Source organism: Pseudomonas sp. So3.2b, assembly GCF_019464415.1.
In the GTDB taxonomy this organism is placed as follows: domain Bacteria; phylum Pseudomonadota; class Gammaproteobacteria; order Pseudomonadales; family Pseudomonadaceae; genus Aquipseudomonas; species Aquipseudomonas shahriarae.
In genome coordinates this window covers 255,456-279,823 of record NZ_CP080494.1, presented here as the reverse complement: position 1 = coordinate 279,823, position 24,368 = coordinate 255,456, and the positions used below count along the sequence as shown (strand labels likewise).

Sequence of the window (24,368 nt, the reverse complement as noted above, 5' to 3'; positions counted from 1 at the left end):
TTTAACAGGCGGGCGTTGTCCCGCAACGGTAAATGCTGCCATGTCGATTTTGCAGGCCATCAGAACCTTCTTCTTTTACCTGCTGCTGGGCACCAGTTCGTTTCTCTGGTGCACCCTGAGCTTTTTTATTGCGCCCTTTTTGCCGTTCAAGGCGCGCTATCGCTTTATCAACGTCTATTGGTGCCGCTGTGCGTTGTGGCTGAGCAAGGTGTTTCTGGGCATCCGTTTCGAGGTCAAGGGTGCCGAGAATGTCCCGGACCAGCCCTGCGTGATCCTGTCGAACCACCAGAGCACTTGGGAGACGTTCTTCCTTTCTGCGTATTTCTCGCCCCTGAGCCAGGTGCTCAAGCGTGAGTTGCTGTTCGTGCCGTTCTTTGGCTGGGCCATGGCCATGCTGCGACCGATTGCCATCGACCGCGACAACCCCAAGGCCGCGCTCAAGCATGTGGCGAAGAAGGGTGACGAGCTGCTCAAGGATGGGGTGTGGGTACTGATCTTCCCGGAAGGCACCCGCGTGCCCTTTGGCACTGTAGGCAAGTTCTCCCGAGGCGGTACGGCATTGGCGGTCAACGCCAACCTGCCAGTGCTGCCGATTGCTCACAATGCCGGCAAGTTCTGGCCCAAGGAAGGCTGGGCCAAGCGTAAAGGCACCATCACCGTGGTGATCGGCGAACCGATGTATGCCGAAGGGGAAGGACCGCGTGCAATCGCGGCACTCAATGACCGCGCTGCCGCCTGGAATGAAGCGCAGCAACGGGCCATGGGTTCGCTGCCGCCAGTGCCAGTTGCAGAAGACCAGCCGGTGACCTGACGTTCTGTGGATAACCTGTGTACGGTTTGTTGGCAAAGTGCGTTTTTTAGCTTGTAGGCTTATGATTTTATTACATATTTCTTAAGCTAATAAAACACCGAAAAACGTGCATAAGTTTTTTCGACCGTTGAAGACCGGCCCTCGTGGCCGGTTTTTTATGCACAGCCGTTTGACTCTTCCCACAACGGCAGTCGCAGACTGAAAACCGTGCCTTGACCGACCACACTCTCACAGTCGATCCGGCCGCCATGGCGGTCCACTACCGCCTTGACCATGCTCAGTCCCAACCCCAACCCTTCGCTGCCCTGGGCCGAAACAAACCGCCGGTATTGGCTGAACAGTTCAGGAAGCTCCTCGGCCGCGATACCGGAGCCCTGATCCTGGATGTGACAGGTCAGCCATTGCTCGTTGCGTTCGAGGCGCACCGTCACCGTGGTGCCGGCTGGGCTGTACTTGATCGCATTCTCCATCAGGTTGAACAAGGCACGGGTGAGTAACGATTGATCCGCCAGGACCATTTCCTCACCGGCCGCGTCCAGGTCATGGACCAATTGGATATTTTTCAATTGGGCCAGCAGCACCACCTGGTCAAATGCGTCGAGCACCAGCATGGCAAACAGGCTGGGCTCCAACTGATAACCATCGGACTCGGCCTTGGCCAATTGAACGAACGATTCGGTCAAATTCAATGCGCGTCGCACTTGCTGTTCGATCTGGGTAAATACCAGCGCAACGTCTGAGGCTTCATGGCGCTGCACATCCAGCAACGCGAGGATTGCCGAATGGGGTGCACGCAAGTCGTGGGAGAGAAACCGCAGCAGGGTTTCGCGCTGCTGCTGGGCGTCGCGTTCGATACTCAGGTCGGTCAGGCTCAACAGCCAACCCAGTGCCACATCACCGTCAGCGGGTAACAGCGGGGCCAGTTCCAGGCGCAGGCTGCGTTGCTGAATATCGCGGAACTCGACAATTTCCAGGGCCGACAGCGGCGGGCGTACCTGCCCCTGCAGCGGTGGATAGCCCAATGCCGTCAATTGCTCCAGCAGGTTCTCGGCAATCAGCTCGTTGCCAAACACATCACGGGCGATCCGATTGGCCAGCAGGATCTCTCCCGCGGGATCGGTAATCAGCGTAGCCACGGGCAGGCATTCCAGGCCATCGGCCATAAAGCGCCGGGTATCGCGGGTACGGCTGACGGCTTGCTCCAGGGCCACGATACGCCCCTGCAACACGTCCCCCTTGCTGACAGCGGCACGACGACGCTCCGGCAGCACCTTGGGCTCGCTGTCGAGGCGCGCCAGTTCCCAGCCGAAGTAGGCAAGGATTACGCTCAGGCGGCGCCAGTTCCAGACCAGATAGCCCAGCAGCATGCCGATCAGCGTGGCCGCTGGCGACCACCAGAGCCCCAGGCGCAACATGCCCCAGGAAGCGAGGAGGGCACCTCCCATGCAGCCCAGGGTCAGCCACAGGGCATAACGCGGGCGCAACAACAGCAGGCCCAACAGTAAGGCCACCCACGAGGTGGACAGCAGGGTGGCCAACCAGCCAGGCAAGACGGTAATGCTGCGATCCTGCAGCAGCCCGTTGAGGATATTGGCCTGGATCTCGACGCCCGGTGTGGTGCCGACACTGGCCGAAAGCGGCGTCACATAGCGATCACCCATGCCCGGCGCGGTCGCTCCCACCAGGATGATCCGATCACGCAGCAATTGAGCCGGGACCTCGCCACGCAGAACGCTGACGTACGGCACGCTGGGAAAGCCGTGGTCGGCGGCGATAAACGGAATGCGGATGGCGTTGTCCCGCTGCCAATCGGTTGCATCAGAAGATACTGACAGCCCCGGCATATCCGCAGGCTGGCCAGTCAGCTCGAAGGCCAGCCACGCCAACTGCGGGACCAATTGCCCCGGCGGCCCCTCACGCAAGTAAAGGCTGCGCACAATGCCGTCGCTATCAGCTTCCACGTTGATATGACCGACCCCCCTGGCACAATCACGCAGGGGCTGCACGGGGAGGATTTGCGTGAGGGGTTGCCCCAGGCGCGGCGTGCCTTCGCGAATCAACGGCAGCAGGACATTGCCGGCATTGCAGATGGCCTGGGCCAGGCGTTGATCATTGGCAGGCTCGCGCGCAGGTTCGCTGAAGATTACATCGAGCAGGATCCCGGCGGGTTTGGCGGCACTCAGTCGGTCAATCAGGTCAGCATGCAGGTGGCGCGACCACGGCCATTGGCCAAGCGCCTTGAGACTCATGTCATCAATGGTCACCAGCAGAATGCGTGAGTCCACCGGCAACGGCGTCAGACGCCGCAGGCTGTCATACAGCAGGTTATTGAAGGAAAGCCCAGGGCTCAGGGACAGCAGGGCCGTCATTGGTAGCAGCAGCAGGCTGATCCACAGCCATTCCCGGACCAACCCATTGAACAGGCGTTGGGCCTGGGTCGGCTGACGTTGTTCAGCCCGGCGCCACCACTTCACCGCGTACTACTGCACACGGGTGGCAGGGGGGTAATAGAAGATGTCATAAACGCCTGCCTCTCCTTCCAGTCCTTGTTCATCAAAGGCCGACACGCGCACGTGATAAAACGAGGCCTTGAGTCCAGTGAAGCTCAAGCGCGGTTCACTGGAGAAGTTTTCCTGCTTGATATTCATGAACGTTTTATCGGTGGCCACTTGCGCACGGTAGCGCTGGGCACCCGGTTGCGGGTGCAGGAACAATGTCCAGACCGGCGCATCGCCTTTCTGGCCGTCCTGGCCCATCAGACGCGGGGCGGGCAATAGGTCGATGGTCTTCAACTCGCCCTGCTGCTTGAGCAACACCCCTTGTCGGGCACCGACCTTCAGTTCACCTTCAATCGGGCCCGTCTGCGGTTTTTTCTTGGCCTGTCGGCCCACGGGCAGCGGCTCGGTGCGGCTGGCGGCCACTTGGCCGTTGAGCACCTCTACAACCGATTGCTGATCGTCGTTACGCACACGAAAATGCGTGCCGCGCACGCCGAGCACGCCGACGGGTGTCACGATCTGAAAACGGTCATAGTCGCTGGTACGCTTGAGCACGTAGGCCTCGACCTGGCCTTGTTGCAGGATCACCTGGGGAATCGCCTGTTCTTCCAACAGGTGCAAACGCACCTCCGAGCTGGAAGGCAGGACAATCCGCGAACCATCGCCCAGCAACAGGCTGACAAACGCCGACGGCGAGGTTTTTACGCTTTCCTGTTCATCAATCAGCATGCCTTCTTCCAGCACACTGGGGCGGCCCTTGGCATCCAGCTTCCAGGCTTCACCGTTGAGGTGCTGGACCACTGCCGGCAGCGGCTGTGCCCGGCACATCAGGTTGTCATCAATGTAGGGCGCACGCACAGGTGCAGGCTTGGCCAGAATTTGCGGGCTGTTGATAACCAGCGCCAGGGCCAGGCTTGAGCCCAGCAGGGAAGAAAGGGAATAGTGGCGAGGAAAGAGGGTCATGGCACTCATCAAGGTTCTAGTTCTAAAAGTCCGTCAGACTGTACGTTCAGAAAGCGTCTTGCGGCGGCAGGACCTTGAAGCTTGCCTACGATACCCGATGACGCATCGAACTCGAAAGCCGTAGTAGAAGGGATGAGGCAATAAGAAGGGTGACACATCCCTGTGTCTGCCGGATCGACGATGCCGAACCGGATGTATATCGAAGAAATACTGTCCCTCACATCCCTCCGACAGCAGCCCGTAGCGAACCACGGTCTACAGATAATACGTCCCTGTATCGAGCGCGCTTCCCGCGCACGCCCTCCCTGTGTGTCACTCAGCGAAAGAGAATTTACCTACAAGAGTGGTGCATAGGGCGGTAGCGCAATATTTGTTCAGATTCAGAAGATCCAACGTTGGTCCTGGTCGAGCACACTACCGTGTTGAAAATCCTGAGGGGCGTCCACCTCTCTGAGCCCAGCGTAACCAAGACCGTCTACGGACTCGGCGTACACTGAAGTTTCGTCAAGTGGCGCAGGCTGTGCCGGACTGCACGCATCTACCATTTCCGTCCCAAAACCCGTTGCCGCAACCAGTATCAACATCTTTCCCCACACTCTGACCTTCTGCACGAGACTCACATGCCCCGACAGTGCATAAAACCTGATTGCCATTGATCCTTTTCCTGAGGGGCTTGAGCCGGTATCTTTCCAGCTGGGTACACGATGTTTAACGGCCTTAGGGCTATCTGATATCAGCGTACCGAGAGATGCGAGGGGCATGAGAAACTGGCCATAATTGTTCAGATTCAATGGTGAACCAGTACGCTCTCCTCAACCGTTGCAATACTCTTCAAGAAGAAAGGACCCTGCCATGCGTGTCGCGATACTGGATGACGAACCTGCCGAATTGCGGCGGGTGGAACAGACACTGCGACAAATCCCAAGTGCCTCGGAGCAGCCATGGACGCTGCATTGCTTCGAGCGCGGCGAAGACCTGCTGCGCCAGTTGCGTCGGGAAACCTTCGACCTCTTGGTGCTCGATTGGCAACTGCCGGACCTGAGTGGTATCGCCATCCTGCGCTGGACCCGTGAACACATGGAAGCCCCGCCTCCCGTGATCATGCTCACCAGCCGCGATGCCGAGAGCGATATCGTCCAGGCGTTGAACAGTGGCGCAGATGACTATGTCAGTAAGCCATTTCGGCCAAACGAACTGAAAGCACGGGTGGGTGCCGTGTTGCGTCGTCACGGCCTGCAGAAATCTGCGGCCACTGAAGTGTTGATCTTCAATGACCTGACCTTTGACGATGCCGAACTGACCGTCACCCGCGCCGGCAGTCCCATCAACCTGACCGAACGGGAATACCGCCTGGCACGCTGTCTGTTTGCCAACCTGGCTCGCCCGCTGTCCCGGGAATACCTCTACGAACGCTTCTGGACCCATGAAGAGATGGTGTCTTCACGACCGTTGGATACCCATATCTATCGGCTGCGGAACAAGCTGGGGCTGACGCCAGAGCGGGGTTGGCAGTTGCTGACCATCTATGGATATGGCTACCGGTTGGAGAGCGTAACCGCAGCTACGGCATAGCCGATGTTCCACGTGGAGCATTTTGGAAGCGCCCGAAATCTGGGCAATAAAAAAGGCCAACGTTAAACGTTGGCCTTTTTTGGTTTCGCAATGGCGTTATCAGAAGTCCAGGTTGGACACTGCCAAGGCATTGCTCTCGATGAAGTCACGACGTGGCTCGACCGCATCACCCATCAGGGTGTTGAAGATCTGGTCCGCGCCAATGGCGTCTTCGATGGTCACACGCAGCATGCGACGCTGGGCTGGGTCCATGGTGGTTTCCCACAGCTGATCCGGGTTCATTTCGCCCAGACCTTTGTATCGCTGGATGGTGTGACGCTTAGTGCTTTCTGCCATCAACCAGTCCAGGGCTTCCTTGAACTCTTTGACCTGTTTCTTGCGTTCGCCACGCTGAATATAAGCGCCGTCGTCCAACAGCGTGCTCAACTGCGCGCCGAGGGTAACCACAGTCTTGTAGTCATTGCTGCCGAAGAAATCGCGGTTGAAGGTGACGTAGTTCGACAGGCCGTGGGAGATCAGTTCGACCTCTGGCAGCCAGACATTACGTTCACGGTCTTCACGCAGGCTGGCTTTGTACACCAGGCCCGACTTCTCGACGGTGCGCAGGCGCACTTCGTACTGGGCCAGCCAATCCTGCATGGCTGCGTGATCGCCCAGCTGTTCCAGGCTCACGGCCGGCAGGTAGATGAAGTGCTCGGTCAGCTCCTGAGGGTACAGGCGCGACAAACGCTTGAGGGTCTTCATCACCATGCGGAAGTCGTTTACCAGGCGCTCCAGTGCCCCACCGGAGATGCCCGGGGCTTCGTCGTTCAAGTGCAGGCTGGCGTCTTCCAGGGCCGACTGCGTCATGTACTCTTCCATGGCGTCGTCGTCTTTGATGTATTGCTCTTGCTTGCCCTTTTTCACTTTGTACAACGGCGGCTGAGCGATGTAGATATAGCCACGCTCGATCAGCTCCGGCAACTGACGGAAGAAGAAGGTCAGCAGCAGGGTACGGATGTGCGAACCGTCGACGTCAGCATCGGTCATGATGATGATGTTGTGGTAGCGCAGCTTGTCGATGTTGTACTCGTCGCGACCAATGCCACAGCCCAGGGCGGTGATCAAGGTGCCGACTTCCTGAGAGGAAATCATCTTGTCGAAACGGGCTTTCTCAACGTTGAGGATCTTCCCCTTCAACGGCAGGATGGCCTGAGTGCGACGGTTGCGACCCTGCTTGGCGGAACCGCCAGCAGAGTCACCTTCCACCAGGTACAGTTCGGAAAGGGCAGGGTCCTTCTCCTGGCAGTCTGCCAGTTTGCCCGGCAGGCCAGCGATATCCAGTGCACCTTTACGGCGGGTCATTTCACGGGCTTTACGCGCCGCTTCACGAGCCCGTGCCGCGTCGATCATCTTGCCGACGACCAGCTTGGCTTCGTTGGGGTTTTCCAGCAGGAAGTCGGAGAAGTATTTGCCCATTTCCTGTTCGACGGCGGTCTTCACTTCAGAAGAAACCAGCTTGTCTTTGGTCTGGGAGCTGAACTTCGGATCCGGAACCTTGACCGAAATAATCGCGGTCAGGCCTTCACGGGCATCGTCACCAGTGGTGGCGACTTTGTGCTTCTTCGCCAAGCCTTCAGCTTCGATGTAGGTGTTCAGGTTACGCGTCAGTGCGGAACGGAAACCCACCAGGTGAGTACCGCCATCGCGCTGAGGAATGTTGTTGGTGAAGCACAACAGGTTCTCGTTGAAGCTGTCGTTCCACTGCAGGGCGATTTCCACGCCGATGCCGTCTTCACGCTGGATGTTGAAGTGGAACACCTGGTTGACCGCAGTCTTGTTGGTGTTCAGGTATTCAACGAACGCACGCAGGCCACCTTCGTACTTGAACAGCTCTTCCTTGCCGCTGCGCTCATCCTTGAGGACGATACCCACACCGGAGTTGAGGAAGGACAGTTCACGAATCCGCTTGGCCAGGATGTCCCAGCTGAAGTGGATATTTTTGAACGTGTCAGCCGAGGGCTTGAAGTGAATCTGGGTACCGGTGGTTTCGCTATCACCGACGATTGCCATCGGTGCCTGAGGCACGCCATGCACGTAGGTCTGTTCCCAGATCTTGCCGCTGCGGCGAACGGTGAGGATCAGTTCTTCCGACAGGGCGTTTACCACCGACACACCTACACCGTGCAAACCGCCGGAGACTTTATAGGAGTTGTCGTCAAACTTACCGCCGGCGTGCAGCACGGTCATGATGACCTCTGCTGCCGATACGCCTTCTTCTTTATGCACATCTACCGGAATGCCGCGACCGTTGTCGCGTACGGTGATGGATTCATCCGGATGGATGATGATACTGATGTCGTCGCAATGACCGGCGAGCGCTTCGTCGATGGAGTTGTCGACCACTTCGAACACCATGTGGTGCAGACCGCTACCATCATCGGTGTCGCCAATGTACATACCGGGACGTTTGCGTACGGCATCCAAACCTTTCAGCACTTTAATGCTGGTCGAGTCGTACGTGTTTTCTTCGCTCATGCCTTCACTCCCGATGGTCGTGGGTCTGGGTGATACGGCCTTGTTCCACGTGGAACAAAGCGACTGGCGTTTCCGTCTGCCAGCCTTCCCTCAATAATTCGTGGTCTACACAGGTAATAAATACCTGGCAGCGTAAGTCTTCCAACAAGCGGCATAGCGCGCGGCGGTGTTGCTCATCCAATTCGGACGGCAAGTCATCCACCAGATAAATACACTGACCGCGCCGGGCCTGGCTAACCAAGTGCCCCTGAGCGATACGCAGCGCGCACACCACCAACTTCTGCTGGCCACGGGACAAGATATCCGCGGCATTATGTGCGCCTAACCTAAGGCGCAAATCAGCCCGTTGTGGTCCTGCCTGGGTGTGGCCAATTTGCTGGTCCCGTTGCAAAGAGGTGGCGAGTACTGCACTCAAGTCACGCTCTTTGTCCCAACCACGGTAGTAACTCAGCGTCAGGCCCTCGAGTTCCAACAACTCACTCAAGGTCTGTTCAAAGACTGGTTTCAAGGCTTTGATATAGGTGCGGCGGTATTCATCTATTTCGTCGCTGGCCAGGCACAGTTCACGGTCCCAGGCCGCTTGCGAAGCGGCGTCAAGTGTACCATGCCGCAGCCATGAGTTCCGCTGCCGCAGGGCCTTCTGCAGGCGCTGCCACGTGGCCATGAACCGCGGTTCCACGTGGAACACTCCCCAATCGAGGAACTGCCGGCGGATTTTTGGTGCACCTTCCAGCAAGCGGAAGCTGTCAGGGTTGATCAATTGCAGGGGCAAGATTTCCGCCAGTTGTGCGGCACTGCGCGCATTCTGCCCATCTATACGGATCTGGAACTCCCCTTGACGATCACGGGATATCCCCAGGCTACTATGCCCGCCTTGCGCCAGTTCAACCTGGCCAAACACGGTGCACGCCAATTGTTCGTACTGAATCACGGGTAACAGGCGGGCGCTGCGAAAGGAACGAGCCAGCCCCAGCAAGTGAATGGCTTCCAGCACGCTGGTTTTGCCACTGCCGTTGGCGCCATGGAGGATATTGATGCGGGGGGAGGGGGAGAAGGTCACCGGGTGCAGATTGCGCACCGCGGTGACCGAGACGCGACTGAGGGACATCTAGCTTCTGCTGAGCATGATTACAGGCGCATCGGCATAACAACGTAAGCCGAGTCGTCGTTATCGGATTCTTGCACCAGGGCGCTGCTGTTAGAGTCCGACAGGATCAGACGCACCTGCTCGGTGGTCATCACACCCAGCACGTCCAGCAGGTAGCTCACGTTGAAGCCGATTTCCAGGGAACCGCCGTTGTAGTCGACGCCCACTTCTTCTTCCGCTTCTTCCTGCTCCGGGTTGTTGGCCTGGATTTTCAGCTGGCCGTTGGCCAATTGCAGGCGAATACCCCGGTACTTCTCGTTGGAAAGAATCGCTGTACGGCTGAACGCTTCACGCAGCGCCTGGCGATCACCGATCACCAGCTTGTCGCCACCCTTGGGCAACACGCGCTCGTAGTCCGGGAACTTGCCGTCTACCAGTTTGGAGGTGAAGGTGAACTCGCCCGTGGTGGCACGGATATGGTGCTGGCCCAGGACGATGCTGACGTTACCGTCCGGCTCGGTGAGCAGGCGCGCCAGTTCGAGGATACCTTTGCGCGGCACAATCACCTGGTGGCGGTCCGGCTGGCCGATATCGGCCTTCATCGAACACATTGCCAGGCGGTGACCGTCGGTGGCCACAGCACGGATGATGCCTTCGGAGACTTCCAGCAGCATGCCGTTGAGGTAGTAACGCACGTCCTGCTGGGCCATGGCGAAGCTGGTGCGCTCGATCAAACGGCGCAGGCGGCTTTGCTCCAGGCTGCAGGTCAGCGAACCTGGACCTTCTTCCACCGTCGGGAAGTCATTGGCCGGCAAGGTCGACAGGGTGAAACGACTGCGGCCGGCCTTGACCACCAACTTCTGCTCATCGACCTTGATGTCGATCAGCGCGTCGTTGGGCAGGCTTTTGCAGATATCCATCAGCTTGCGCGCAGGCACGGTGATCTCACCGGGCTCGGCGGGTTCTTCCAGCTGTACACGACCAACCAGTTCGACTTCCAGGTCGGTACCGGTCAACGACAGCTGCTGGCCTTCGACAACCAACAATACGTTGGAAAGTACCGGCAAGGTCTGTCGGCGCTCGACGACGCCTGCGACCAGTTGCAGGGGTTTCAACAGGGCTTCGCGTTGAATGGTGAAATGCATGGTCTAGTCCCTTGCCTTAATAAGCTGCGCTGGTGTTCATCACGTTGTCAGTGTACGCAGCAGGTTCTTGTAGTCCTCGCGAATATCCGCGTCGGATTCCTTAAGTTCGTTGATCTTGCGGCACGCGTGCAAGACCGTGGTGTGGTCGCGACCACCAAACACATCGCCAATTTCCGGCAGGCTGTGGTTGGTCAGCTCCTTGGAGAGCGCCATGGCCACCTGACGGGGACGCGCTACCGAGCGCGAGCGGCGCTTGGACAGCAGGTCGGAAATCTTGATCTTGTAGTACTCGGCCACCGTGCGTTGAATGTTATCCACACTGACCAGCTTGTCTTGTAGCGCCAACAAGTCTTTCAGGGATTCGCGAATCAACTCGATGGTGATGTCGCGACCCATGAAGTGCGAGTGAGCGATGACCCGCTTGAGCGCGCCTTCGAGCTCACGCACGTTGGAGCGAATGCGCTGGGCAATGAAGAACGCCGCGTCGTGAGGCAGATCGACTTTCGCCTGATCGGCTTTCTTCATCAGGATCGCGACCCGGGTTTCCAGTTCCGGCGGCTCTACCGCAACGGTCAGGCCCCAGCCGAAGCGCGATTTGAGGCGCTCTTCCAGACCTTCGATTTCCTTCGGGTACCGGTCACTGGTGAGGATGACCTGCTGGCCACCTTCAAGCAGGGCGTTGAACGTGTGGAAAAACTCTTCCTGGGAACGTTCCTTGCGCGCGAAGAATTGAATGTCATCAATCAGCAGTGCGTCGACGGAGCGGTAGAAGCGTTTGAATTCGTTGATTGCATTGAGTTGCAACGCCTTGACCATGTCGGCCACGAAGCGCTCCGAGTGCAGGTACACGACCTTGGCATTCGGGTTCTTCTTTAATAGGTGGTTACCCACAGCGTGCATCAAGTGCGTCTTACCCAAGCCAACGCCGCCATAAAGGAAGAGCGGGTTGTAACCGTGCTTGGGATTGTCGGCCACCTGCCAGGCCGCAGCGCGGGCCAGCTGGTTGGATTTACCTTCGACGAAGTTTTCAAAGGTAAAGGTGCGGTTCAGGTAGCTGGTGTGCTTGAGCGCGCCTTCGACCTGGACCGTACGCTGTTCGGCGCGTACCGGCGCCTGCTGCGAGCTGGCTCCCGCCATCGGGTCAAAGCTGTCGCGGGACGGCTCTTCACTCATTGGCGCATTTTTTTGCGCCACGGATTTGCTCGGGGCGGGCGCAGCGGGGGCGGGTGCGTGGTTAACCGACGCCGCAGTGGCCTGGGCGTGCGATGCAGCGGCGGCCAGCGGCGCATTAGGCGCGGCGCGAGGGGCGGAGCTGCGTTTGCTGCCTATTAATAAGGAGAGTGCTGGAGCCATGCCGTTGCCGTGTTCGTCGAACAATTCGAGAACGCGGCTCAGGTACTTCTCGTTGACCCAGTCGAGAACAAAACGATTGGGTGCGTAGACACGCAACTCGTCGCCTTCGGCTTCGACCTGTAGTGGACGGATCCAGGTGTTGAATTGCTGGGCAGGCAGCTCATCGCGCAAAAGCTCCACGCACTGCTGCCAAAGTTCCACTGACACGGATATCCCCTAAGTTGAAAGCCGGTGAGGCAAAAACAGCCGCCATTGTAGCGGCGAGCGGTCCACTTATCCACATGTAGCTTGCTCAGAGGCCGCCAAGAATCAATGCCTTAAGCGTAAAAAAGGCGACAAATGGTCTGTGCATAAGCTCTGTGGATAAGCGCCCCTAAGCTCGTTGTACAAGTGGGGGCGAAAGTCTGTGGGTAACTGGCCTGTGGATAACTACCCATTCCACACACAGCTTATCCGACAGCGCAGCACAGGCAGAGCACCGTTTCTCCCCCGTGTTGTCATTCTCTGTACAGCACGTGGAATATGGCCTCAAGGCAGTTATCCACAGAAGATCGCGTCCCTAGCTTTTATAAGCTTTACAGAAAAGCTTTAAATAACTTCCTTCTTTATTTTTATATCTATGGCATTGCTCGTCAAAGTCGAACCGCCCGGAATCGGTCTTGATGCCCTCAGATATCTAATTGAAGGAATAGCTGGTTGGAAATTGACCTAGAGGCTTGCTTTCTCTAGAATCCCCGGTCTCTTAAAACGGGGGCCATTCCGGCCCGTTGTGGACGAACCAGGTAACACGCCATGAAACGTACTTTCCAACCAAGCACCATCAAACGCGCCCGTACCCACGGTTTCCGTGCTCGCATGGCTACCAAGAACGGCCGTGCTGTCCTGTCGCGTCGCCGCGCCAAAGGTCGTGCGCGTCTGGCAGTTTGATAATCCGGTACTGGTGGTGAGTCAGGACTTCAGTCGGGAAAAGCGTCTGCTAACCCCCCGGCACTTCAAGGCAGTCTTTGACTCCCCCACCGGCAAGGTTCCGGGGAAAAATCTCCTGCTCCTTGCGCGTAACAACGATCTGGATCACCCCCGTCTCGGGTTGGTGATCGGCAAGAAGAGCGTAAAGCTCTCCGTTGAGCGCAATCGCCTCAAGCGTCTGATGCGCGAATCGTTTCGCCTCCACCAGGACACTCTGGTTGGTTGGGATATTGTTATCGTCGCGCGCAAAGGCTTGGGGGACGTAGAAAACCCCGAATTGATTCAGCATTTCGGCAAGCTCTGGAAACGTTTGGCTCGCACCAGCAAGCCGACTCCAGCAGTCAGCCCCGAAACTGTAGGGGTAGACAGCACTGATGCGTAAACTGGCCCTCGTTCCGATCCAGTTTTACCGCTATGCCATTAGTCCGCTGATGGCCAGCCACTGTCGTTTCTACCCCAGTTGTTCCTGCTACGCGTATGAAGCCATAGAAAATCATGGCCTTCTGCGCGGTGGCTGGCTGACCTTTCGTCGTTTAGGTCGCTGTCATCCGTGGAATCCCGGTGGTTATGACCCGGTTCCGCCTATCCCTACCTCCCGTTCTTCTTCGATGGCCGAGTAATCATGGATATTAAACGCACGATCCTGATCGTCGCCCTGGCAATCGTGTCCTACGTTATGGTTCTGAAATGGAACCAGGACTATGGCCAGGCTGCCCTGCCGACTCAGAATGTTGCTACCAATCAGTCTGCTCCTGCTATTGCAGATGCACCGTTGGGTAACAATGCTTCCGCCAGTGCCGATGTACCCAGCGCGAATGCCGATACCAGCACCCCTGTAGATAACGCGGTCATCACCAATAAAGACCTCATCCACGTCAAAACGGATGTACTGGACCTGGCGATCGATCCACAGGGTGGCGATATCGCCCAGCTGAAATTGCCACTGTACCCACGTCGCCAAGACCATCCGGATGTTCCTTTCCAGTTGTTCGACAATGGTGGCGAGCGTGTTTATCTGGCACAAAGCGGCCTGACTGGCACTGATGGTCCTGATGCTCGTGCTACCGGTCGTCCGGTTTATTCGACCGAACAGAAGACTTATCAACTGGCTGATGGCCAAAACCAGTTGAACGTCGACCTGAAATTCAGTCACGACGGCGTCAATTACATCAAGCGCTTCAGCTTCACGCGCGGTTTGTACGATCTGAAAGTCACTTACCTGATCGACAACACCAGCGAAAAGGCCTGGACAGGCAACCTGTTTGCCCAGCTCAAGCGTGATGGCAGCTCCGATCCGTCTTCCAGCACAGCCACCGGCACCGCGACTTACCTGGGCGCCGCCCTGTGGACAAGTAACGAGCCGTACAAAAAAGTGTCGATGAAAGACATCGACAAGGGCGCGCTGAAAGAAACAGTACAAGGTGGTTGGGTAGCCTGGCTGCAACACTACTTTGTAACCGCGTGGATCCCGAACAGGGGCGAAGCCAACCTGGTCCAGACCCGCAAGGACAACCAGGGTAACTACATCATTGGTTTCACTGGCCCGGCGTTGACCGTTGCGCCAGGTGCCAAGGCTGAAACCAGCGCCACCTTGTATGCCGGCCCGAAAAGCCAGGCCGTCCTCAAGGAGTTATCCCCAGGTCTGGAACTGACTGTGGATTACGGCATCCTGTGGTTCATTGCCCAGCCAATCTTCTGGTTGCTGCAACATATCCACAGCATCGTCGGTAACTGGGGCTGGTCGATCATCTTCCTGACCATGCTGATCAAGGGGATTTTCTTCCCGCTGTCGGCCGCCAGCTACAAATCGATGGCCCGTATGCGCGCCGTTGCACCGAAACTGGCTGCGTTGAAAGAGCAACATGGCGATGACCGGCAGAAAATGTCGCAAGCCATGATGGAGCTGTACAAGAAAGAGAAGATCAACCCGCTGGGTGGATGCTTGCCGATTCTGGTGCAGATGCCGGTGTTCCTGTCGCTGTACTGGGTACTCCTGGAAAGCGTGGAAATGCGCCAGGCGCCGTTCATGCTGTGGATAACTGACTTGTCGATCAAAGACCCGTTCTTTATCCTGCCGATCATCATGGGCGCGACCATGTTCATCCAGCAGCGTCTGAACCCAACACCTCCGGATCCGATGCAGGCCAAGGTGATGAAAATGATGCCAATCATCTTCACCTTCTTCTTCCTGTGGTTCCCGGCTGGTCTGGTTCTGTACTGGGTGGTCAACAACGTGTTGTCGATCTCTCAACAGTGGTACATCACACGTAAGATCGAAGCGGCTGCCAAAAAAGCCGAGGCGTAACTTACTCTGTGGATAACCACTCAAGACGCCCCCTCGTGGGGCGTTTTGCATTCTGTCACTTTTGTCTGGGAAACCGCTGATGAGCGCTCCTCGTGAAACCATCGCTGCCGTCGCCACCGCTCAGGGCCGGGGCGGTGTCGGTATCGTTCGAATTTCCGGGCCGCTTGCCGGCATTGCCGCTAAAGCGATCAGTGGCCGTGAGCTCAAACCCCGGTATGCGCATTACGGGCCTTTCTTCGGCGAGGATCTTGAGGTACTGGATGAGGGCCTGGCCCTGTATTTCCCGGGCCCAAACTCGTTCACCGGTGAAGATGTGCTGGAACTGCAGGGACATGGCGGGCCTATCGTCCTCGACATGCTGCTACAGCGTTGCCTGCAGTTGGGCTGCCGTCTTGCACGGCCTGGTGAATTCAGCGAGCGCGCGTTTCTCAATGACAAGCTCGACCTGGCCCAGGCCGAGGCGATTGCCGATTTGATCGAGGCCAGTTCTGCACAGGCTGCGCGCAATGCCCTGCGCTCATTGCAGGGGGCGTTTTCCCTGCGTGTGCATAACCTCACCGAGCAATTGATCAGTTTGCGCATCTATGTCGAGGCGGCGATTGATTTTCCGGAAGAAGAAATCGATTTTCTTGCCGATGGCCATGTCCTGGCCATGCTGGACAAAGTGCGGGACGAGTTATCCACAGTTTTGAAGGAGGCCGGGCAGGGCGCACTGCTGCGCGACGGCATGACCGTGGTGATTGCCGGCCGGCCCAACGCTGGCAAGTCCAGCCTGCTCAATGCCCTGGCAGGGCGTGAGGCGGCGATTGTTACCGAGATTGCAGGTACTACCCGGGATATCCTTCGCGAACATATCCACATTGATGGTATGCCACTGCACGTGGTCGATACCGCCGGTTTGCGTGATACCGATGACCAGGTGGAAAAAATCGGTGTGGAACGGGCGCTCAAGGCTATCGGTGAAGCGGATCGGGTGCTGCTGGTGGTGGATGCCACCGCGCCGGAGGCCGTCGATCCTTTTGCCCTGTGGCCAGAATTCCTTGAACAGCGGCCTGATCCGGCCAAAGTCACGCTGATTCGCAACAAGGCGGACCTCACGGGTGAGGCGATTGCCCTGGAGGTCAGCGAAGATGGCCATGTCACCATCAGCCTCAGCGCCAAGTCTGCCGGTGATGGCCTGGAGCTGCTGCGCGATCACCTCAAGGCCTGCATGGGCTACGAACAGACCTCGGAAAGCAGCTTCAGTGCTCGCCGCAGGCATCTGGAAGCCCTGCGCCATGCCAGTGCCGCCCTTGAGCACGGCCGTGCGCAGTTGACCCTGGCAGGGGCAGGAGAGCTTCTGGCCGAGGATTTGCGTCAGGCACAGCAGCTTCTGGGGGAGATTACCGGGGCATTCAGTTCCGATGACCTGCTCGGCAGGATCTTTTCCAGTTTCTGCATCGGTAAATAGCCCTTCGTTGTTCACAGACAGGCCATTCGTGCCTGTCTGTTTTGTCCGTTTCAGGACACTCCCGCGTATTTTCTGACAATAACCTCGCCCCGAGGTGGCCTTGCCGTGGGCGAAATTTACCGCGGCTGAGGCTTTTCTGTGGATTAAGCCCTGTGAATAACCGCCCCTGTGCCCAGTTGATAACAGGGCTCGAAACCTGAGTAAAAACCCCTCTGTGGATAACCACCTGTTTAATCCACAGGCTTAAAGCACTTATCCAAGGGCCTCCTTGCCACCTAACCACAGACTTTTGAATCTCTGTACACATCGTAAATAAAGGGCTGTAGCAATCTATCCACAGAAAGTAGGCTCAGTAGAAATAAACATAAAAACAAAGATTTAATAAATTTCTCTCTTTTAATTTCTATTATCTGTGATTCATCCACAGCTGGTTAAATTTTGTGCAAAGGGTTCTTTAGGAAGGGCTAAGTCCCTATACTTGCCGCCAAAGCTCTAAAACCAGCTCAACCAATCAATTCCTAATTACCTACATAAGCAGGCACGAGGTGCGTGGTGGATTTCCCTTCCCGTTTTGAAGTGATCGTCATCGGCGGCGGTCATGCCGGTACCGAGGCAGCACTGGCGTCAGCCCGCATGGGGGTCAAAACCCTATTGCTGACGCACAACGTGGAAACCCTCGGTGCCATGAGTTGCAACCCCGCCATTGGTGGGATCGGCAAGAGCCACCTGGTCAAGGAAATCGACGCCCTTGGCGGTGTGATGGCCATGGCTACCGATAAAGGTGGTATTCAATTTCGCGTGCTCAACAGCCGCAAAGGCCCGGCCGTGCGTGCTACTCGGGCACAAGCCGACCGCATTTTGTACAAGGCGGCGGTACGCGAAACCCTGGAAAACCAACCCAACCTGTGGATATTTCAACAGGCAGCGGATGATCTGATCGTCGAGCAGGACCAGGTGCGCGGTGTTGTCACCCAGATGGGTCTGCGTTTCTTCGCAGAATCCGTGGTGCTGACCACGGGGACCTTCCTCGGTGGACTTATCCACATCGGAATGCAGAACTATTCCGGTGGTCGCGCCGGTGATCCGCCGTCGATTGCCCTCGCTCATCGCCTTCGCGAACTGCCACTGCGTGTCGGTCGCCTGAAAACCGGGACCCCGCCGCGTATCGACGGGCGTTCTGTGGATTTCTCGGTGATGACCGAACAGGCCGGGGATACGCCTATCCCGGTAATGTCGTTCATGGGTTCCAAGGAGCAGCACCCCAAACAGGTGAGCTGCTGGATTACCCACACCAATGCGCGTACCCACGAAATCATCGCCGCCAACCTCGATCGTTCGCCGATGTATTCCGGGGTGATCGAAGGTATCGGCCCGCGTTACTGCCCGTCGATCGAAGACAAGATCCACCGCTTTGCCGACAAGGAAAGCCACCAGGTCTTCATCGAGCCGGAAGGTTTGACGACCCACGAGCTGTACCCGAACGGGATTTCCACTTCCCTGCCGTTCGACGTGCAAATTCAGATCGTGCAGTCGATTCGCGGCATGGAAAACGCTCATATCGTGCGTCCGGGCTACGCCATCGAGTACGACTACTTTGATCCACGGGACTTGAAATACAGCCTGGAAACCAAGGTGATCGGCGGCCTGTTCTTCGCCGGGCAAATCAACGGCACCACCGGTTACGAAGAAGCCGGCGCCCAGGGTTTGCTGGCCGGGACCAACGCCGCATTGCGCGCCCAGGGCAAAGACAGCTGGTGCCCGCGTCGCGATGAAGCGTACATCGGGGTGTTGGTCGACGACCTGATTACCCTGGGTACTCAGGAACCGTACCGGATGTTCACCTCCCGGGCCGAATATCGCCTGATCCTGCGCGAAGACAACGCCGACCTGCGCCTGACCGAAAAAGGTCGTGAGCTGGGCCTGGTCGATGACGCGCGCTGGGAAGCGTTCTGCAAAAAACGCGAAAGCATCGAACTGGAAGAGCAGCGCCTGAAAAGTACCTGGGTCCGCCCGGGCACGGAGCAGGGCGATGCCATTGCCGAAAAATTCGGCACGCCACTGACCCACGAGTACAACCTGCTGAACCTGCTGTCCCGTCCGGAAATCGACTACGCTGGTCTGGTCAAAGTGACGGGCGGCGGCGCAGAAGATCCTCAGGTAGCCGAGCAGGTCGAAATCAAGACCAAATATGCCGGTTACATTGACCGCCAGCAGGACGAGATCGCTCGTCTGCGCGCCAGTGAAGACACCAAGCTGCCTGTGGATATCGACTACACCGGTATTTCCGGGTTGTCGAAAGAGATTCAAAGCAAGCTGGGGATAACTCGCCCCGAGACCCTGGGCCAGGCCTCCCGTATCCCGGGAGTCACCCCGGCAGCCATTTCGCTGTTGATGATTCATTTGAAAAAACGCGGCGCGGGCCGTCAGTTGGAGCAAAGCGCTTGAGTTCGTTGGTCACCTCGCAACACGCCGAAGAGTTATCCACAGGTGCACGCCAGTTGGGTGTGCACTTGACCGAAACCCAGCACGAATTGCTGTTGGGCTACCTGGCCCTGTTGATCAAGTGGAACAAGGCTTACAACCTCACTGCGGTGCGCGATCCCGATGAAATGGTTTCGCGGCATCTGCTCGACAGCTTGAGCGTGATGCCATTTATCGAGAACGGTCGCTGGCTGGACGTTGGCAGTGGTGGCGGTATGCCAGGCATCCCGTTGGCGATCCTGTTTCCCGAGTCGCAAGTGACCTGCCTGGACAGCAACGGCAAGAAAACCCGTTTCCTGACCCAGGTCAAACTCGAACTCAAGCTGGACAACCTGCAAGTTATCCACAGCCGGGTCGAAGCCTTCACGCCTGAACTGCCCTTCAACGGAATTGTTTCCAGGGCCTTCAGCAGCATGGAGAACTTCAGCAACTGGACCCGCCACCTGGGCGACCTGAACACCCGTTGGCTGGCAATGAAGGGCGTTCATCCAAGCGACGAGCTGTTAGCATTGCCGGCAGACTTCCACCTCGATAGCGAACACGCCTTGGCCGTACCCGGTTGCCAAGGCCAACGCCATCTGCTGATACTGCGCCGCACGGCATGATTGGGAACACAAGCAAGAATGGCTAAGGTATTCGCGATAGCGAACCAGAAAGGTGGCGTGGGTAAAACCACCACCTGCATCAACCTCGCAGCATCCCTGGTCGCTACCAAGCGTCGGGTGCTGTTGATCGACCTCGATCCACAGGGCAACGCCACCATGGGTAGCGGTGTGGATAAACACGGCCTGGAAAACTCGGTCTACGACTTGCTGATAGGCGAGTGCGACCTGGCCCAGGCCATGCACTATTCCGAGCACGGCGGTTATCAGTTGCTGCCGGCCAACCGCGATTTGACCGCGGCGGAAGTGGTGCTGCTGGAAATGCAGATGAAAGAAAGCCGTCTGCGCAGCGCCCTGGCGCCGATCCGCGAGAATTACGATTACATTTTGATCGACTGCCCGCCGTCGCTGTCGATGCTGACGCTCAACGCACTGGTTGCCGCCGATGGGGTGATCATCCCCATGCAGTGCGAGTACTTCGCCCTCGAAGGCTTGAGCGACCTTGTGGATAACATCAAGCGTATCGCTGAGTTGCTCAACCCGAACCTGAAGGTCGAAGGCCTGCTGCGGACCATGTATGACCCGCGCCTGAGCCTGATGAACGATGTGTCGGCGCAGCTCAAGGAACACTTTGGCGACCAGCTTTACGACACAGTGATCCCGCGTAACATCCGCCTGGCCGAAGCGCCAAGCTATGGCATGCCCGCGCTGGCGTACGACAAGTCATCGCGTGGTGCCATTGCCTACCTGGCGCTGGCCGGCGAGATGGTTCGTCGCCAACGTCGCAACTCACGCACCGCTGCAGCCCAGCCAACTTAAGGAATCCCCATGGCCGTCAAGAAACGAGGTCTCGGACGTGGACTGGATGCACTGCTGAGTGGTCCGACTGTCACTTCGCTGGAAGAGCAGGCGGTGCAGGCCGACTCCCGTGAGCTGCAGCACCTGCCCCTGGACCTGATCCAGCGTGGCAAGTACCAGCCGCGCCGGGACATGGACCCGCAGGCGCTGGAGGAGTTGGCGAACTCGATCAAGGCCCAGGGCGTGATGCAGCCGATTGTCGTACGCCCCATTGGCGGCGGTCGGTTTGAAATCATCGCCGGTGAACGCCGCTGGCGCGCCAGCCAGCAGGCCGGCCAGGAAACCATCCCGGCGATGGTGCGCGATGTGCCGGATGAAACGGCCATCGCCATGGCACTGATCGAGAATATCCAGCGTGAGGACCTCAATCCGATCGAGGAAGCCATTGCCCTGCAGCGTTTGCAGCAGGAATTCAAGCTGACCCAGCAGGAAGTGGCCGACGCGGTGGGTAAATCCCGTGTCACGGTTTCCAACCTGCTGCGCCTGATCGCGCTTCCGGAAGTGATCAAGACCATGCTGTCCCATGGTGACCTGGAAATGGGTCATGCCCGTGCTTTGCTCGGGTTGCCGGAAAATCAACAGGTTGAAGGGGCGCGACACGTTGTCGCACGAGGTCTCACCGTTCGTCAGACCGAGGCTCTGGTTCGGCAGTGGCTCAGTGGTAAACCTGCACCGGTCGAACCCACCAAAACTGATCCGGATATCGCGCGCCTGGAGCAGCGCCTGGCCGAGCGGCTGGGCTCTGCGGTGCAAATTCGCCACGGCAAGAAGGGTAAAGGGCAATTGGTTATCGGATATAACTCCCTTGATGAGCTTCAGGGCGTTCTTTCCCACATCCGCTGAAACATTTGCTTATGTAGCGCGCAGTCGGAAATCACTACCTGGCAGTTGAATAGGGGCAGAACCGCCCCTATACTCTGCGCGCATTTTGTCGGCACAAATTATGCCAAGTTATTGATTTCCGGCAGCCGACCATTGAGGAGCAAGAGTGATGGAAACCCGCACGCCAAACACGTTGCCGTTCCATCGCTTGGCCGTTTTTCCGGTTTTATTGGCCCAATTTGTCATTTTGCTGATCGCCGCATTGGCGCTTTGGTACTGGCATGGGGTCGTAGCCGGATATTCAGGACTCTGCGGAGGCCTGATAGCCTTGCTGCCCAATATGTATTTTGCTCACAGGGCCTTTCGGTTTTCCGGCGCCCGGGCAGCCCAGGCTATCGTCCGGTCCTTTTATGCCGGCGAGGCAGGGAAACTGATTTTGACGGCAGTGCTGTTTGCACTGACCTTTGCAGGTGTGAAGCCATTGGCGCCGCTAGCTGTATTCGGCGTCTTCGTGTTGACCCAACTGGTCAGCTGGTTCGCTCCCCTGCTGATGAAAACAAGACTTTCGAAACCTTAGGGCGTTTGAGGCAACCATGGCAGAAACAACCGCTTCGGGCTATATCCAGCACCACTTGCAGAACCTGACCTTCGGTCAGCTTCCCAACGGCGGCTGGGGCTTTGCCCACTCCGCAGCAGAGGCCAAAGAAATGGGCTTCTGGGCTTTCCACCTGGATACTCTGGGCTGGTCGGTCGCATTGGGTCTGATCTTCGTCCTGATTTTCCGCATGGCGGCAAAGAAGGCGACTTCCGGTCAGCCAGGTGCTTTGCAGAACTTCGTTGAAGTATTGGTCGAATTCGTCGATGGCAGCGTGAAAGACAGCTTCCATGGCCGTAGCCCGGTGATTGCACCGCTGGCACTGACCATCTTCGTCTGGGTGTTCCTGATGAACGCCGTCGACCTGATCCCGGTCGACTGGATTCCTCAGTTGGCCATCCTGATCTCCGGCGACCCGCACATCCCATTCCGCGCGGTATCGACCACTGACCCTAACGCTACCCTGGGCATGGCCCTGTCGGTATTCGCGTTGATCATTTTCTACAGCATCAAGATCAAGGGCATCGGCGGCTTCATCGGCGAACTGACCCTGCACCCGTTCGGCAGCAAGAACATCTTCGTTCAAGCCCTGCTGATCCCGGTGAACTTCCTGCTGGAATTTGTCACCCTGATCGCCAAGCCGATTTCCCTGGCTCTGCGACTGTTCGGCAACATGTATGCCGGCGAGCTGGTGTTCATCCTGATCGCTGTGATGTTCGGCAGCGGCCTGCTCTGGCTTAGCGGCCTGGGCATTGTTCTGCAGTGGGCGTGGGCTGTGTTCCACATCCTGATCATCACCCTGCAGGCGTTTATCTTCATGATGCTGACCATCGTCTACCTGTCGATGGCGCACGAAGAGAACCATTAAGACCAGTCTCGACTAGTCTGATGTCCTTCCCGGTGAAACGGGAAGGTGGCCCACCAGGGCTATGAAACGATTTGTTTTACCGCTTTAAAATCTAAAAAACCTAAACCATACGACGTAAAAGTCGGGAGGAAAGATGGAAACTGTAGTTGGTCTAACCGCTATCGCTGTTGCACTGTTGATCGGCCTGGGCGCCCTGGGTACTGCCATTGGTTTCGGCCTGTTGGGCGGCAAGTTCCTGGAAGGCGCCGCGCGTCAGCCAGAAATGGTTCCAATGCTGCAGGTTAAAATGTTCATCGTTGCCGGCCTGCTCGACGCCGTGACCATGATCGGTGTTGGTATCGCTCTGTTCTTCACCTTCGCGAACCCCTTCGTTGGTCAACTCGCCGGTTAATCACTCGTTTTTTCGAGTGATTGGTGTGTTGTGCAACGAACGAGCGAGGTATTGGCGTGAACATTAATGCAACCATTATTGGTCAGTCCTTAGCGTTCTTGATTTTTGTTGTTTTCTGCATGAAGTTCGTATGGCCTCCGGTCATCGCGGCTTTGCACGAACGTCAGAAGAAGATCGCGGATGGACTGGACGCTGCCGCACGAGCAGCTCGCGACCTGGAGTTGGCCCAAGATAAAGCGGGTCAGCAACTGCGCGAAGCGAAGGCTCAGGCAGCTGAAATCATTGAGCAAGCCAAGAAACGCGGTAACCAGATTGTTGAAGAGGCTGTTGAAAAAGCCCGTATCGACGCTGACCGTGTGAAGGTTCAGGCTCAGGCCGAGATCGAACAGGAATTGAACGGTGTCAAAGATGCGCTGCGTGCCCAACTGGGTGCTCTGGCCGTCGGCGGTGCTGAGAAGATCCTGGGTGCCACAATCGATCAAAACGCGCACGCGGAGCTGGTAAACAAACTGGCTGCTGAAATTTAAGCGAGGGCGATCATGGCAGAATTGACCACGTTGGCCCGACCTTACGCTAAGGCAGCCTTCGAGCACGCCCAGGCCCACCAGCAGCTGGCCTCTTGGTCAGCCATGCTCGGCCTGGCTGCAGCAGTGTCGCAAGACGACACCATGCAGCGCGTGCTCAAGGCCCCGCGACTGACGAGCGCAGACAAGGCCGCCACGTTTATTGACGTGTGCGGCGACAAGTTTGATGTGAAAGTGCAGAACTTCATCCACGTCGTTGCCGAAAACGACCGTCTCCCGCTTTTGCCGGAGATTGCCGCTCTGTTCGACCTGTACAAGGCCGAGCAAGAGAAGTCGGTAGACGTTGAAGTGACCAGTGCTTTTGCATTGAACCAAGAACAGCAAGACAAACTCGCCAAGGTTCTCAGTGCACGACTCGACCGGGAAGTGCGCCTGCAAGTTGCGGAAGACCCATCCCTTATTGGGGGTGTTGTCATCCGCGCCGGCGACCTGGTTATCGATGGCTCGATTCGCGGCAAACTCGCGAATCTTGCCGAAGCATTGAAATCTTGAGTTTGAAG

22 protein-coding genes are annotated in these 24,368 nt (G+C 57.5%); 16 read left to right on the top strand and 6 right to left on the bottom strand.

Annotation, left to right across the window (positions count from 1 at the left end):
• Nucleotides 1-40 precede the first annotated feature (40 nt).
• Nucleotides 41-811, top strand: a complete 771-nt coding sequence (locus K1X80_RS01255) for a 1-acyl-sn-glycerol-3-phosphate acyltransferase (RefSeq protein WP_057957875.1) — start codon at nt 41-43, stop codon at nt 809-811.
• 155 nt (nt 812-966) lie between these two features.
• On the opposite strand, the gene K1X80_RS01250 is transcribed toward K1X80_RS01255, so the two are convergent.
• Together K1X80_RS01250 and K1X80_RS01245 are read right to left on the bottom strand one after the other, a co-directional pair.
• A complete protein-coding gene (locus K1X80_RS01250; protein ID WP_120731109.1) occupies nt 967-3,285 on the bottom strand; it encodes a CHASE2 domain-containing protein in 2,319 nt (772 codons plus the stop codon).
• Nucleotides 3,286-3,291: 6 nt separating this feature from the next.
• Nucleotides 3,292-4,272 carry a FecR domain-containing protein gene (locus K1X80_RS01245; RefSeq protein WP_370694594.1) on the bottom strand — a complete coding sequence of 327 codons (981 nt, stop codon included), beginning with the start codon at nt 4,270-4,272 and terminating at the stop codon, nt 3,292-3,294.
• An 852-nt stretch (nt 4,273-5,124) separates the two neighbouring features.
• On the opposite strand from K1X80_RS01245, the gene K1X80_RS01240 reads away from it, so the two are divergent.
• Nucleotides 5,125-5,844, top strand: coding sequence for a response regulator transcription factor (locus K1X80_RS01240; RefSeq protein ID WP_057957872.1), 720 nt, complete (start codon nt 5,125-5,127; stop codon nt 5,842-5,844).
• Between the two features lie 99 nt (nt 5,845-5,943).
• On the opposite strand, the gene gyrB is transcribed toward K1X80_RS01240, so the two are convergent.
• From gyrB to dnaA, 4 genes are read right to left on the bottom strand one after another with little or no spacing between them, the layout of a single operon-like run.
• The gene (gyrB, locus tag K1X80_RS01235; RefSeq protein WP_057957871.1) at nt 5,944-8,361 is read right to left on the bottom strand and encodes a DNA topoisomerase (ATP-hydrolyzing) subunit B; all 2,418 of its coding nucleotides are present in this window, start codon (nt 8,359-8,361) and stop codon (nt 5,944-5,946) included.
• Between the two features lie 4 nt (nt 8,362-8,365).
• On the bottom strand, nt 8,366-9,469 hold the full coding sequence (gene recF, locus K1X80_RS01230; RefSeq protein ID WP_029290195.1) for a DNA replication/repair protein RecF: 1,104 nt from the start codon (nt 9,467-9,469) through the stop codon (nt 8,366-8,368).
• Nucleotides 9,470-9,489: 20 nt separating this feature from the next.
• Complete coding sequence (gene dnaN / locus K1X80_RS01225) at nt 9,490-10,593, bottom strand: DNA polymerase III subunit beta (RefSeq protein WP_057439291.1); 1,104 nt, start codon at nt 10,591-10,593, stop codon at nt 9,490-9,492.
• A 39-nt stretch (nt 10,594-10,632) separates the two neighbouring features.
• On the bottom strand, nt 10,633-12,153 hold the full coding sequence (gene dnaA / locus K1X80_RS01220) for a chromosomal replication initiator protein DnaA (RefSeq protein WP_057957870.1): 1,521 nt from the start codon (nt 12,151-12,153) through the stop codon (nt 10,633-10,635).
• Nucleotides 12,154-12,738: 585 nt separating this feature from the next.
• On the opposite strand from dnaA, the gene rpmH reads away from it, so the two are divergent.
• From rpmH to K1X80_RS01150, 14 genes are all read left to right on the top strand, one after another.
• The gene (gene rpmH, locus K1X80_RS01215) at nt 12,739-12,873 is read left to right on the top strand and encodes a 50S ribosomal protein L34 (RefSeq protein ID WP_003213577.1); all 135 of its coding nucleotides are present in this window, start codon (nt 12,739-12,741) and stop codon (nt 12,871-12,873) included.
• Nucleotides 12,874-12,889: 16 nt separating this feature from the next.
• The gene (gene rnpA / locus K1X80_RS01210; protein WP_029290189.1) at nt 12,890-13,294 is read left to right on the top strand and encodes a ribonuclease P protein component; all 405 of its coding nucleotides are present in this window, start codon (nt 12,890-12,892) and stop codon (nt 13,292-13,294) included.
• Nucleotides 13,287-13,532, top strand: coding sequence for a membrane protein insertion efficiency factor YidD (gene yidD / locus K1X80_RS01205; protein WP_010465488.1), 246 nt, complete (start codon nt 13,287-13,289; stop codon nt 13,530-13,532). Before rnpA ends, yidD begins: the two co-directional genes overlap by 8 nt.
• A 2-nt stretch (nt 13,533-13,534) precedes the next feature.
• Entirely contained in the window at nt 13,535-15,217 is a 1,683-nt protein-coding gene (yidC, locus tag K1X80_RS01200; protein ID WP_057439292.1) for a membrane protein insertase YidC, read from the top strand.
• A gap of 79 nt (nt 15,218-15,296) precedes the next feature.
• Nucleotides 15,297-16,667, top strand: a complete 1,371-nt coding sequence (gene mnmE, locus K1X80_RS01195; protein WP_057439293.1) for a tRNA uridine-5-carboxymethylaminomethyl(34) synthesis GTPase MnmE — start codon at nt 15,297-15,299, stop codon at nt 16,665-16,667.
• Nucleotides 16,668-17,219: 552 nt separating this feature from the next.
• Nucleotides 17,220-19,112, top strand: coding sequence for a tRNA uridine-5-carboxymethylaminomethyl(34) synthesis enzyme MnmG (gene mnmG / locus K1X80_RS01190; RefSeq protein ID WP_057961240.1), 1,893 nt, complete (start codon nt 17,220-17,222; stop codon nt 19,110-19,112).
• Nucleotides 19,109-19,753, top strand: a complete 645-nt coding sequence (gene rsmG / locus K1X80_RS01185; RefSeq protein ID WP_057439294.1) for a 16S rRNA (guanine(527)-N(7))-methyltransferase RsmG — start codon at nt 19,109-19,111, stop codon at nt 19,751-19,753. The genes mnmG and rsmG overlap by 4 nt, the downstream gene beginning before the upstream one ends.
• A gap of 18 nt (nt 19,754-19,771) precedes the next feature.
• Nucleotides 19,772-20,569 (top strand): ParA family protein, encoded by a 798-nt coding sequence (locus K1X80_RS01180; protein ID WP_005792605.1) that lies wholly within the window; start codon nt 19,772-19,774, stop codon nt 20,567-20,569.
• A gap of 9 nt (nt 20,570-20,578) precedes the next feature.
• Nucleotides 20,579-21,451, top strand: coding sequence for a ParB/RepB/Spo0J family partition protein (locus K1X80_RS01175; protein WP_057439295.1), 873 nt, complete (start codon nt 20,579-20,581; stop codon nt 21,449-21,451).
• A 148-nt stretch (nt 21,452-21,599) separates the two neighbouring features.
• Nucleotides 21,600-22,007, top strand: a complete 408-nt coding sequence (locus tag K1X80_RS01170) for a F0F1 ATP synthase subunit I (protein ID WP_010565865.1) — start codon at nt 21,600-21,602, stop codon at nt 22,005-22,007.
• A gap of 16 nt (nt 22,008-22,023) precedes the next feature.
• Entirely contained in the window at nt 22,024-22,893 is an 870-nt protein-coding gene (gene atpB, locus K1X80_RS01165; protein WP_049710820.1) for a F0F1 ATP synthase subunit A, read from the top strand.
• Nucleotides 22,894-23,026: 133 nt separating this feature from the next.
• Nucleotides 23,027-23,284: a F0F1 ATP synthase subunit C gene (atpE, locus tag K1X80_RS01160; protein ID WP_002555987.1), complete on the top strand. Its 258-nt coding sequence runs from the start codon at nt 23,027-23,029 to the stop codon at nt 23,282-23,284.
• 56 nt (nt 23,285-23,340) lie between these two features.
• Nucleotides 23,341-23,811 (top strand): F0F1 ATP synthase subunit B, encoded by a 471-nt coding sequence (locus K1X80_RS01155; protein ID WP_008439543.1) that lies wholly within the window; start codon nt 23,341-23,343, stop codon nt 23,809-23,811.
• Nucleotides 23,812-23,823: 12 nt separating this feature from the next.
• The gene (locus tag K1X80_RS01150; RefSeq protein WP_057439298.1) at nt 23,824-24,360 is read left to right on the top strand and encodes a F0F1 ATP synthase subunit delta; all 537 of its coding nucleotides are present in this window, start codon (nt 23,824-23,826) and stop codon (nt 24,358-24,360) included.
• Nucleotides 24,361-24,368 lie beyond the last annotated feature (8 nt).